The organism is Bacillus sp. FSL K6-1218, assembly GCF_038006445.1.
In the GTDB taxonomy this organism is placed as follows: Bacteria; Bacillota; Bacilli; order Bacillales; family Bacillaceae_G; genus Bacillus_A; species Bacillus_A thuringiensis_S.
This window is the reverse complement of the sequence record NZ_JBBOVE010000001.1, coordinates 1,369,722-1,382,156: the sequence shown is the minus strand read 5'-3', so window position 1 is coordinate 1,382,156 and position 12,435 is coordinate 1,369,722. Positions and strand designations below refer to the sequence as shown.

Genomic DNA, 12,435 nt, shown 5'->3' with positions numbered 1-12,435 from the left:
TTTTAACACTCCTTTTAACTGAATTTTCAGAACTTCGATTTGATAGGTGAGGAAAGCTTCTCTCACCTATCAAATATTTATTTCACAAGCGCTATAAGAGATTTTAATTTCCCTGCTGCATGGACATAAGCTCTCGCCGACGCTTCCAATACGTCTTGCGCAACTCCGAAACCTGATATTTGGTGACTACCTTCTTTTAATTCAACATGAACGTGAGCAAGTGCATCTTGACCTTGTGTAATAGATTGTATGCGATAATCTGCCAATTCACATTCTAATCCTAAAATTCTTTGAATCGCATTGTATATCGCTTCAATACTACCAGAACCAGTGGCTGCATCTTCATATACATTTCCTTCCTCATCCTTCAGCACAACTGTTGCGCATTGTGTACTATTTGATACGAAATGCACTTGTAATTGCGTAATGTTATATTGCTGGGCTGCAAATGCTGCTTCACCAAGCATAATTGCGCGTAAATCTTCCTCAGTAATTTCCTTTTTACGATCCGCCAATTTTTTAAATGCTTCGAATGCCGCATCTCGCTCTTCATTTGTAAATTCATAACCAAGCTCTTTCATTTTTTCCGTAAACGCATGACGGCCAGAATGTTTCCCAAGTACAAAGAGATTTTGAGATTCTCCTATAAGCGCTGGTTCGATAATTTCATAAGTTGTTACTTCTTTTAGAACCCCATCTTGGTGGATGCCTGATTCATGAGCAAATGCATTCGCTCCAACGATTGCTTTATTTTTCGGTACAACCATACCCGTTAACCTGCTTACTAATGTACTCGTTGCCTTAATCTCTTTTAAAGTCATCGAAGGTTCTGCTTTATAAAAATCTTTTCTAATATGAAGAGCAACCGCAACTTCTTCTAACGCTGCATTCCCTGCTCTTTCTCCAATGCCATTAATCGTTCCTTCTACTTGCAATGCTCCACCTTCAACCGCAGCTAACGAATTTGCTACTGCCATACCAAGATCGTCGTGACAATGACAAGAAAAAATCGCTTTTTCATATGATGGAACGGATTCTTGTAAGTATCTAAAAAGAGAATAATATTCTTCCGGATTCGTATATCCAACTGTATCCGGAATATTAATTACATTCGCTCCTGCGCGAATCGCAGTTTCTACTGCTTCAGCTAAAAATGCTCTCGATGTTCTTGTCGCATCTTCTGCAGAAAATTGTACTGTCGGAAATAATGATTTTCCAAGCGTAACCGAACGATGAATACTATTTAACACATCTTCTTTTGACATACAAAGTTTATATTTCATATGAATATCACTCGTAGCTAGAAATACGTGTAGACGAGGAGATACAGCACCTTTCACAGCTTCATATGCTCTTCGAATGTCACTTTCTTTCGCTCTAGCTAAACTCATAACCGTAGCATTTTGAATTGTATTCGCGATGCGTTTTACCGATTGGAAGTCACCTTCGGAAGCTGCCGCGAATCCAGCTTCCATTACATGAATACCAAGCCTCTCTAATTGCCTAGCAATTTGTAACTTCTCTTGTTCATTTAAATTTACTCCTGGTGATTGTTCGCCATCACGAAGCGTTGTATCCATGAACAAAATCTGCTTCATATTATTTAATCCCTACCTTTACTCGCGGCTGTACGAAAGGCATCATTTCACGTAATTTACGTCCAACTACTTCGATTTCATGTTCATTCTCTTTCTCATTTGTCGCATGGAAATTTGGTTTTCCTGCTTTATGCTCTGCAATCCAGCCTCTTGCAAATGTACCATCTTGAATTTCTGCTAATACTGTCCCCATCGCTTTCTTCGTATCTTCAGTCACAACGCGCGGTCCTGATACGAAGTCTCCCCACTGCGCTGTATCTGAAACTGAATATCTCATATTTTCAAGTCCACCTTCGTACATAAGGTCGACAATTAGTTTTAGTTCATGTAAACATTCAAAATATGCAAGTTCCGGTTGATAACCAGCATCAACTAACGTTTCAAATCCAGCTTTTACTAGCGCAGTTACTCCGCCGCAAAGCACAGCTTGCTCTCCAAATAAATCTGTTTCTGTTTCTTCTTTAAACGTCGTTTCTAATACACCGGCTCTCGTCGCTCCAATTCCATCAGCATAAGAAAGTGCCTTTTCAGTCGCAACTCCTGTTGCATCTTGATATACGGCAAATAATGCAGGAACAGCCCCGCCCTCGGCGAACGTACGACGTACGAGATGCCCCGGTCCTTTTGGCGCTACTAGAAATACATCTACATTAGCTGGTGGTTTTACTTGATCAAAGTGAACATTAAATCCATGTGCGAACACGAGAGAGTTTCCGGCCTGTAAATTTGGTGCAATTTCAGCTTCATATACTTCTGGTTGTAATTCATCAGGTAGAAGAATCATTACTACATCAGCTTTTTCCGCTGCTTCTGCTACTGTATATACAGAAAACCCATCTTCATTCGCTTTATCCCAAGACTTACCTTTTCTTAAACCTACTACTACATCAAATCCGTTATCTCGTAAATTTTGCGCATGCGCATGACCTTGCGAGCCATATCCGATGATTGCTACTTTCTTTTCCTTTAATACATTTACTGTTACATCTTTCTCATAATAAACTTTTGCCATTTTCATTTCCCCCTATATTTAAATGATTATTGAATTAACATAACTTGCTTATCTTGTTTTTTCATACTACGTGTAAATGCTGTTACACCTGTTCTCGCAATTTCTTTCAAACCGTATGGACGAAGTAATTCAATTAACGCTTCTACTTTATCTTGCGTACCTGTTACTTGCACAACTATGGAATCCTTCCCAACATCTATTACAGCGGCTCGAAACGGTTCAATTAAACTATATAATTCTGCCCTCGCTACAGAAGTTGCTACTTTAATAAGAGCAAGCTCTCTAGCAATCATTGCTTCTTCTGTAATATCTGACACTTTCAGAACATCGATTTGCTTATGAAGTTGTTTAATTAACTGCTCAACTTGCTGTTCACTTTCCACATGCACAACTATCGTCATTCGTGAAATATCCGATGATTCCGTATGCCCCACTGAAATACTTTCAATATTAAAATGTCTTCGGGTCATAACACCTGTAATTCTATTTAACACACCGCTCTGATTACGAACTGTCGCTGTAACAATTCTCTTCACCTTTTTTCCACTCCCTCCATTTGGTGAACACCTTTCCCGGGCGCAACCATCGGCATAACTTTCTCAGATTGAAGTACACGGCAATCAATTACGACTGGTTCTTGTAATTCGATCGCATGCTGGATTTGCTTCTTTGCAAGAAGTGGATCATCAATACGAACACCTTTTATACCATACGCATTCGCAAGAGCGACGAAATCTGGTTGGCATAGCAATAAAGAATGTGAATATCTTTGATTATAAAATTCGTCTTGCCATTGCCTTACCATCCCTAAAGCTTCATTATTTAAAATAAATACTTTAACAGGTAAAGAATGTTCTTTTAATACACTTAATTCTTGCAGAGTCATTTGAAACCCAGCGTCACCGACAATTGCAATGACTAGTTCATCTGGCTTTGCAATTTGTGCACCAATTGCTGCCGGAAATCCAAATCCCATCGTCCCTAATCCTCCAGAAGTTACCCATTTATCTGGATTTTTCAACGGATAGTATTGCGCTGCCCACATTTGATGTTGCCCAACGTCTGTTGTTACAATCGCTTCTCCTTTCGTGATTTCATATAGCATATCAATCGCGTATTGAGGTTTAATACTTTCAGAATTTCGTTTATAAGAGAATGGATACTTTTCTTTTCTACTCTTTAATAAAGAGAGCCATTCATGATGATTTTCTTTCTTTCCTTCTGATTGAAGCAATACTTCTAACGCCTGCTTAGCACTTGCAACAATAGGAATCTCTGTTGGCACATTTTTCCCGATTTCTGCTGGATCAATATCAATATGTGCGACAGTCGCACCTTTAGCAAAATAAGCTAAATTCCCAGTAAGACGATCGTCAAATCTCGCACCTATATTAATCAGTAAGTCGCATTCATATAACGCCATATTAGCTGTATAAGAACCGTGCATTCCCCCCATCCCTAGAAATAGCTCATCATCTGGTGGAAAACCACCAAGTCCAAGTAATGTATGCACAACAGGGATTTCATATTTACGTGCAAAACTTGTCAATTCTTTCGAAGCTTTCGCATGCAGTATACCTGCTCCAGCTAAAATTAACGGTTTTTTTGCGGTTTCAATTGCTTGTAGTAATTTGTTTATTTGAAGTAGATTCGGTTCATAATTTGGATTATATCCTGGTAAATCCATTTGTACATTGCTACATCGCTCACCTTTCTCGACTACCATATCTTTCGGAAGGTCAATAACGACTGGTCCTGGTCTTCCTGTTCTAGCAATATGAAATGCTTCTTTAATAATTCGAGGTAAATCTGAAGCCTTTCGCACTTGATAGTTATGTTTTGTCACCGGCATCGTAAGCCCCATAATATCAGCTTCTTGAAAAGCATCACTTCCAATTAACGTCGTTGCTACTTGGCCTGTAAATACTACAAGTGGCAATGAATCAATCATCGCGTCTGCTAGACCAGTAATAACATTTGTAGCACCTGGTCCACTCGTTGCAATGACAACCCCTGGATTACCAGTAATTCTGGCATATCCTTCAGCAGCGTGAATAGCCCCTTGCTCATGCCTTGTTAAAATATGCGGAATTTCACAATCATACAGTGCATCATAGAGAGGTAAAACGGCACCACCCGGATAACCGAAAATCACTTCTACGCCTTCCTTTTCTAGCGCTTCTAACAATAGCTGTGCACCAGTTGCCAGTTTCTCTTCCGTTTTTGAAGACATTGTTCTTATAAGCCCCCTTTTTCAAACTTTTATACAATAAAAAAATCCTACGTCCACACTCCAGCTATGTGCTGAAGGGACGAAAGATTTCGCGGTACCACCCTTCTTTGCAAGAATACTCTTGCCTCAGTGATCCATAAATGGATCTAGCTAATAACGGAGCTACCGTCTAAGCCTAGACAAATGCTTTAGCTTAGCACTCAAGGGCGATGTTCGTCGACGTGAACCATCGGTTTTCAGCAACCACCGACTCTCTGTGAGGCTTCACAATCAACTACTCCTCCCTATCAACGCTTTCTTATGTTAAAAAAGTTGTTATCCAACTTTATTTTCTTCGTAAATTTTCTCTCCATCTTCTACAACTAACTTACGAAACTCTTCTAATAAACGGTTCGTATGTGGACCTGTTTGCCCTAAGCCAATCGTTCTACCATCTACTGTCGTAACAGCAATAACTTCAGCAGCTGTTCCTGTTAAAAACACTTCATCAGCTACATATACATCATGTCTTGTAAATAACTCTTCTCTTACGTCATACCCAAGTTTTTCGCCGATTTCTAAAATAGCGTTTCGTGTAATACCTTCTAACGCTCCAGCAGAACTTGGTGGTGTAATTAATTTATTTCCTTTTACAATAAACACGTTATCTCCTGATCCTTCAGCTACATATCCTTGATCATTTAACATAAGTGCTTCTTGTACTCCAGCTAATTTCGCTTCAATACGAACTAAAATATTGTTTAAGTAATTTAAAGATTTTACTTGAGGGGATAAAACATCGGGACGATTTCGGCGCGTTGCAACTGTTACAACTGGAATCCCTTTCTCATAATATTCTTGTGGGAATAAAGATAATTGTTCTGCAATTACTACTACATTCGGCTTCTTACATGAATCGGGATCTAATCCAAGATTTCCTGCTCCTCTCGATACAACAAGGCGAATGTATCCATTAGATAATTTATTTTGTCGAATCGTCTCAACAACAATATTTGTTACTTCATCTAATGAATATGGAATTTCTAAAAGGATTGATTTTGCTGATTCATACAACCGGACAAGATGCTCTCTCAAACGGAAAACATTACCGCTATAAACTCTAATTCCTTCAAATACTCCATCGCCATATAAATAGCCATGATCATATACTGAAACTTTTGCTTCATCTTTTGGAACAAATTCTCCATTTAAGAAAATCCATTGCTCATTCACTAGATGCGCCTCCTATGTTCTATGAATTTTTTATTGTTTCCTAGTTTACTCTCCTTTTTAAATAAATCAAGTGAATTTTTAGAAAATTTATAATCTTTAATCGTACGTACATCTTAAATTATATTGATTTAACAACATTGTTAACGTTTACAAAAAGTTCAAAATTTTTTTTCGCCAATTTTCACTAAAAAAATATTTGTTTAAAAGAAGGATTTTCATCAATTAATACGAATCTATTGTATTCAATAAACGGACGTCCGATTTTATAAATCCAGGAATATATAACGACTTTTGCTGAAAAAGGGGGAAAATAACCAAAATAGCGCTGTCTAAAAATAACATTCATATTTTTCATTTCGTAATCATAATCCTATTTTTAAAAAACAATTTGTCAAAATGAAGGAGGAAATAAATATGGCGTGTGTACAAATTAAAGGAACGAGACAAGAGGTAGTAGAAATGCTGCAATTATTTGATCTAATGGACACGAAAGGTTTTTGTAAATTCGATAATTACGTAGAGGTAGAACCAAATACGCAAGAACATAATCATTTTATTGCTTCAATCGACATCCATTCAAATACTTCTTCTGCACAAGATACATTAAACGATCAATTCGTTAGTCAAATGCTTACTGGCGTATATAACGACTAAACAAAGATTTACTTCCTACCGTCTTTTCATAAATATATGCAGTGAACTTGAGCATACTAGCAATTAGATGGTAGGAGGTGAGAATTATGGCTAGAATTGGCGTTGAAAACTCATTAACAGACGTTCAACAAGCTCTTCAGCAACAAGGTCATGAAGTTGTTACACTTAACTCAGAACAGGATGCACAAGGGTGTGATTGTTGCGTTGTAACTGGGCAAGATTCTAATGTGATGGGCATTGCAGATGCATCAATTAAAGGATCAGTCATTACAGCTCACGGTTTAACAACGGATGAAATTTGTCAACAAGTTGAAAGTCGCACTTAAAAAATGAAAGAGGACTCCTTTTAAAAGGAGTCCTCTTTTTTATATTCACCTAACGGGAAAGTAACATATACTGGATGAAAGCCCTACCTCTCTCTCATCATTACGGTTCCACTGACCGCTCCTTGATTCACTAGTATACATATATAGCTTACAAATACAATTTATAGGGTTTGTTCACAAAAGTTGTTGATAAAATTACCCGATCTTTCGCAAACTTTTCGTATTGCATTCATAAGAGATATTTACTTTACACTAGCTGTAACCGAGACACGAACTAAAATTCTAACACCAATACAATAACTTGTCAACTTTTTTCCACAAATTAAAAACAGACAGTAACGGTTTGTCTGTTTTAGAATGGAGCTTTTTCTTTTATTACATATACAACAAAGCCGCTTACTAACATAAATAAGCCAACTACTAAGTTTTTGATATTAATCATAAATTCCTCTCCCTTATTCCACACATCATATATATTTACATTTCAATTATTCCGATCATCCTAAAGCGCACTTTTTCTAATATATCATAATTCCTAAAAAATGCAAGTTCACTTTCGACGACCATTCACAAATTTATCTACAGTGCTTGGTACCGTATTTAAAGCCTTTTCAATTAAATGTGTACTACTATTAAGGTGTAATACTTGCACACCGTTAGAACCGACTACTAAAAAAGCAACTGGGCTAATAGAAACCCCAGCCCCGCTTCCTCCTCCAAATGGATGCCCTTGCTTGTTCTCTTTATGCTGATTTTGCCCACCGTTATGTTTTTCAGTAATGAAATCCCCTTTAAAATCACTTCCACCAGCTCCAAAACCAAAAGCCACTTGAGATACTGTTAATACTACATTTCCGTCAGCTGTTGAGACCGGGCTCCCAACAATTGTATTTACATCTACCATCTCTTTTAAATTTGTCATTGCCGTTTTCATTAAATTTTCAATTGGATGTTCCATTATGTATTGCACCCTTTCCTCATTATTCCTTTTTATACTTTCCAAAATAGAGGAAGTCATACTAACTTTTCCTATTTCAAGAAAACATTTTCCTCCTTTTATAAGATACTACTCCCTGTACATGCTCCGGTATAGTGAAACTTTAATCAGTGGGATGTGTACGTAGCTCGACTCCCACAAATAGCAGGATAAAAAAGAAAAAGAGATACATACTACTATTGAACCTTGTTATGAAAGGAGTCATGACTTTGACTGAGAAATTTGATGATTATAAAAGAAGAGATAGAATAGATAGTGATTATAGTGACTATAAAGAAGAGTACGCCGCTGAGGTTGCACCACAACGCATTGATTATGATTACGATGATAAAGACGATAAAGATGTTGTAAAATCATCCGCCGCTGGATCAACTGCTGGTTTTATCGCTCTTGCACTATCTATCTTATCGCTATTTACATTCCCAACACTATTTGGTCTTGTTTCTGTTTTACTCGGTATTTACGCTTATAATCGCGGAGCTACTGTAACTGGCGGTATCGCTGCAGTTGTCGGTGGGATTGCTGCACTTATCGCAATTTTATTCCGAGTAGCACTAATTGGTTTACTGTTCTCTCTGTTCTAAAAAAGAAAAAGGTATCTCGCTTAACGCGGGATACCTTATCCTGTAAACACATCTTCCGATGGATATTTTATTTTTTGTTTTGCTGGTCGTGCTAAAGAGAACACAAGTGTTAATGGTCCAATTAATCCGCAAAACATAACAAACATAATAATACATTTTCCTAATGCCGATAGCTTTGCAGTAATTCCCATCGTTAACCCGACTGTGCCAAACGCTGATATTGTCTCAAATAATAATTGAATAAAGCTGAAGTTTTCTGTAAGCATTAATATAAATACCGCTGCAAAAATAAGTATTTGGCTCGCAACAGCAATCGCTAAGGCCCTCGTTACTGTCGACATTTTAATTGTACGCTGAAATAAAACAATTTCCTCCTTTTTTCTAAAGAAAGAAAGGACAGATGTAATTAAGATAACAAACGTTGTTAATTTAATCCCTCCACCTGTTGATACACTTCCTGCACCAATAAACATTAAAATCATCGTAAATAATATAGATGATTCTTCCATACCTCCATAGTCAACCGTATTGAATCCAGCTGTCCGCGGGGTAATACCTTGAAAGAAGGAAGCCCATAGTTTTTCATTTAAAGATAAATTCCCTAACGTCTTAACATTATTATATTCCAATACAAAAATTACAATCATTGCTATAACATTTAGCACTACTGTTCCAATAATCATTATTTTTGAGTGAAGTGATAATTTTCGAAAACTACGACTATACCATATATCAATTAATACGGTAAAACCGAGTCCCCCGATTACAATTAAAGAGCAAATCCCAATATTAATAATGGGATCCCCTACATATCTTGTTAAATTATCTGGCCATAAAGCAAATCCTGCATTATTATAAGATGCAATTACATGAAAAATACTATAGTATAAACCTTTTCCAAAACCAAACTCTGGAATAAAGCGAAACGATAAAAAGATGACCCCAATAAGTTCAATACAAATCGAAAATATAAAGACACGCTTTACTAATTTTACAAGACCACCTATATTTGTTTGATTAAATGCTTCTCCAATTAATAAACGATGGCGTAATCCGATTTTTTTACCTAGTACCCAAACAATTAAAATGGCAATTGTCATAAGACCTAGACCACCTGTTTGAATTAAAAACATAATAACAATTTCGCCAAATATCGTAAATGTACTTGCTGTATCCACTACTCCCAAACCAGTTACGGTCGCTGCTGACGTTGCTGTAAAGAAAGCATCTACCCAACTAATATGTGCTTTCGTTGCGAATGGTAATTTCAACAACAAACCGCCAACCACAATTAAGCAGAAAAAGCCTAATGCTAATATTTGTGGTGGGTTTAATCGTATAAGACGATTATACAGCCCTTGTTTTTTTGCTACGTCCATATCACTAACTCCCTTATTAAAGTGAAGCTTTCCCCTCATACAATAAAAAGCTTTTTAAAAGCCCTTAAATAATTGGGACAAACCTTATATTCTCATAATATAGTTGAGCATAATCCTTTTTTTCATAGATTACAACTTTTATTTATATTCAGATTCCTTTTCATTTTATGCTGGAAAACTCTATATCCTAACTCAATATTGTTAGCAATAACAATTTCATATGTACTATTTTTCAAATCCCCATATCTTTCACTCTATGTTCACATAGAGGTCACATCCACCTTTTATAGTATATGTATCGAAGCTGTTCCTCCCTAATTTATAAGACATTCCCCAGTGTCTTTGAATAGCTTCCATCCCTAATTAAATTGACATAAATTGTCCCCTTCCTTGACCATCTTATAAATGATGGTCTTATTTTTTTGTCTTTCTATCTTTTATTTAAAACTCCCTCTCTCTTTCACTCTATATTCACACAGAGGTCACATCTACCTTTTATAGTATATGTATCGAAGTTGTTCCTCCCTAATTTATAAGACATTCCCCAGTGTCTTTGAACAGCTTCCATCCCTAATTAAATTGACATAAATTGTCCCCTTCCTTGACCATCTTATAAATGATGGTCTTATTTTTTTGTCTTTCTATCTTTTATTTAAAACTCCCTCTCTCTTTCACCCTATGTTCACATGAGAGTCACATCTACCTTTTATAGTATATGTATCGAAGTTGTTCCTCCCTAATTTATAAGACATTCCCCAGTGTCTTAAAGCAACTTCCATCCCTAATTAAATTGACATAAATTGTCCCCTTCCTTGACCATCTTATAAATGATGGTCTTATTTTTTTGTCTTTCTATCTTTTATTTAAAACTCCCTCTCTCTTTCACCCTATGTTCACATGAGAGTCACACCTACCTTTTATAGTATATGTATCGAAGTTGTTCCTCCCTAATTTATAAGACATTCCCCAGTGTCTTAAAGCAACTTCCATCCCTAATTAAATTGACATAAATTGTCCCCTTCCCTAGACCATCCTATGTGATGGTCTATTTTATTTTCCAAACACAAAATCAGTCTATCTACACTTAAATAAAAACCGAAAAATTCAGAAAATATTGTCAAATTAGGTATTTTTTCGGTATAATTACTTTAGAAAGAAATTTCGCAAAAACAAAAGGGGGGATTTTATTGAAACAAACAAAAGCAATCTTAATCGCATTATTTCTAGGTCTAGTTGTTGGACTCACTCTAAATTTAGCTGCTCCATCTATCTTTGAGCCACTAAATCAATATGTGTTCAACCCAATTGGTCAATTATTTATTCGACTTATTAAAATGCTAGTTGTTCCTGTTGTGTTCATTTCTATCGTACTTGGTGCTGCCGGCCTTGGAGATCCGAAACAACTTGGAAGAATCGGTTTAAAATCAATTTCATTCTTTCTCGTAACAACTGCGGTTGCCATCTCTATAGCGGTTACATTTGCACTTATTATAAAACCAGGAGCTGGCGGTAATTTTAAAACAGAAGGTCTTAAGTATGAAGGTGCAAAAACTGAAACATCTTTCGTCGACACATTGCTAAATATCGTACCAGATAACCCAGCAAAAGCGATGGCTGACGGAAACATGTTACAAATCATTGCCTTTGCCGTATTGATTGGACTCGGTATAGCTATTTTAGGAAAACGAGTTCAAGGTATCCATTCATTACTTGAACAGGGCAACGAATTAATGATGTATCTTGTTAATCTCGTTATGAAATTAGCCCCAATTGGAACATTCGGTTTGCTCGCTTCATCCGTTGGTAAAATGGGGCTTGCAGGCGTCGCTGCGATGTTCAAGTATATGATTGTCGTTATGTTAGTACTCATTATTCACGGGGTCTTTGTATATGGTGGCTTATTAAAGGTATTAGCAAAAGAAAGTATTGTTCGTTTCTTTAAACATTTCGGACCAGTAATGGCAATTGGCTTTAGTACATCTAGCTCTAATGCATCGCTTCCATTTGCAATGAAAACAGCACAAGATAAGCTTGGCGTTCCAAAAGCGATAAGCTCATTTGTACAACCACTAGGGGCAACTATTAATATGGATGGTACTGCCATTATGCAAGGGGTAGCCACTGTATTTATCGCTCAAGTATACGGTGTTGAACTTACATTACCGCAATTAGCTATGGTCGTATTAACTGCTGTACTAGCTAGTATCGGTACTGCTGGTGTGCCAGGTGTTGGACTTGTAATGCTTACAATGGTTTTAAATCAAGTAAATCTACCAGTAGAGGGTATCGCTTTAATTATCGGTATTGACCGTATTCTAGATATGTCTAGAACAGCTGTAAACATTTCTGGTGATGCAATTTGCGCAATGATTGTCGCAAAATCAGAAGAAAAATATAATACTGATCAATCGGCAGCATCTTAAATCAAAAAAGGAGTGAA

The 12,435-nt window shown here is 36.8% G+C and carries 12 protein-coding genes and 1 other annotated feature; of the genes, 4 read left to right on the top strand and 8 right to left on the bottom strand.

Going from position 1 to position 12,435, the window contains the following annotated elements; translation table 11 throughout:
* Positions 1-77 precede the first annotated feature (77 nt).
* The 5 genes from leuA to ilvE form a co-directional block, all read right to left on the bottom strand.
* Entirely contained in the window at positions 78-1,598 is a 1,521-nt protein-coding gene (gene leuA / locus MHI26_RS07240; protein WP_042972357.1) for a 2-isopropylmalate synthase, read from the bottom strand.
* 1 nt (position 1,599) lies between these two features.
* A complete protein-coding gene (gene ilvC / locus MHI26_RS07235; RefSeq protein WP_061666726.1) occupies positions 1,600-2,610 on the bottom strand; it encodes a ketol-acid reductoisomerase in 1,011 nt (336 codons plus the stop codon).
* A gap of 26 nt (positions 2,611-2,636) precedes the next feature.
* Entirely contained in the window at positions 2,637-3,146 is a 510-nt protein-coding gene (gene ilvN / locus MHI26_RS07230) for an acetolactate synthase small subunit (protein ID WP_000822952.1), read from the bottom strand.
* On the bottom strand, positions 3,143-4,843 hold the full coding sequence (gene ilvB, locus MHI26_RS07225; protein WP_000095840.1) for an acetolactate synthase large subunit: 1,701 nt from the start codon (positions 4,841-4,843) through the stop codon (positions 3,143-3,145). The genes ilvN and ilvB overlap by 4 nt, the downstream gene beginning before the upstream one ends.
* A gap of 72 nt (positions 4,844-4,915) precedes the next feature.
* Positions 4,916-5,143: a binding site (T-box leader), on the bottom strand.
* A gap of 15 nt (positions 5,144-5,158) precedes the next feature.
* Positions 5,159-6,055: a branched-chain-amino-acid transaminase gene (gene ilvE, locus MHI26_RS07220; protein ID WP_001005486.1), complete on the bottom strand. Its 897-nt coding sequence runs from the start codon at positions 6,053-6,055 to the stop codon at positions 5,159-5,161.
* Positions 6,056-6,469: 414 nt separating this feature from the next.
* Between ilvE and MHI26_RS07215 the strand changes: the two genes are divergently transcribed.
* Positions 6,470-6,709 carry a DUF3911 family protein gene (locus tag MHI26_RS07215; RefSeq protein WP_000752514.1) on the top strand — a complete coding sequence of 80 codons (240 nt, stop codon included), beginning with the start codon at positions 6,470-6,472 and terminating at the stop codon, positions 6,707-6,709.
* Between the two features lie 86 nt (positions 6,710-6,795).
* Entirely contained in the window at positions 6,796-7,035 is a 240-nt protein-coding gene (locus MHI26_RS07210) for a YkuS family protein (RefSeq protein WP_000101021.1), read from the top strand.
* Positions 7,036-7,387: 352 nt separating this feature from the next.
* Here the strand turns inward: MHI26_RS07210 and MHI26_RS07205 are convergent, their stop codons facing one another.
* Positions 7,388-7,477 (bottom strand): hypothetical protein, encoded by a 90-nt coding sequence (locus tag MHI26_RS07205; RefSeq protein WP_000608227.1) that lies wholly within the window; start codon positions 7,475-7,477, stop codon positions 7,388-7,390.
* Between the two features lie 108 nt (positions 7,478-7,585).
* The gene (gene ytfJ / locus MHI26_RS07200) at positions 7,586-8,053 is read right to left on the bottom strand and encodes a GerW family sporulation protein (protein ID WP_042972355.1); all 468 of its coding nucleotides are present in this window, start codon (positions 8,051-8,053) and stop codon (positions 7,586-7,588) included.
* A gap of 188 nt (positions 8,054-8,241) precedes the next feature.
* Here ytfJ and MHI26_RS07195 point away from each other — a divergent pair, with 188 nt between their 5' ends.
* On the top strand, positions 8,242-8,616 hold the full coding sequence (locus MHI26_RS07195) for a hypothetical protein (RefSeq protein WP_000136546.1): 375 nt from the start codon (positions 8,242-8,244) through the stop codon (positions 8,614-8,616).
* 35 nt (positions 8,617-8,651) lie between these two features.
* Here MHI26_RS07195 and MHI26_RS07190 read toward each other — a convergent pair whose 3' ends face one another.
* Positions 8,652-9,995, bottom strand: a complete 1,344-nt coding sequence (locus MHI26_RS07190) for a TrkH family potassium uptake protein (RefSeq protein WP_000382144.1) — start codon at positions 9,993-9,995, stop codon at positions 8,652-8,654.
* Positions 9,996-11,182: 1,187 nt separating this feature from the next.
* On the opposite strand from MHI26_RS07190, the gene MHI26_RS07185 reads away from it, so the two are divergent.
* On the top strand, positions 11,183-12,418 hold the full coding sequence (locus MHI26_RS07185; RefSeq protein WP_000814809.1) for a dicarboxylate/amino acid:cation symporter: 1,236 nt from the start codon (positions 11,183-11,185) through the stop codon (positions 12,416-12,418).
* The last annotated feature ends 17 nt before the right edge of the window (positions 12,419-12,435 follow it).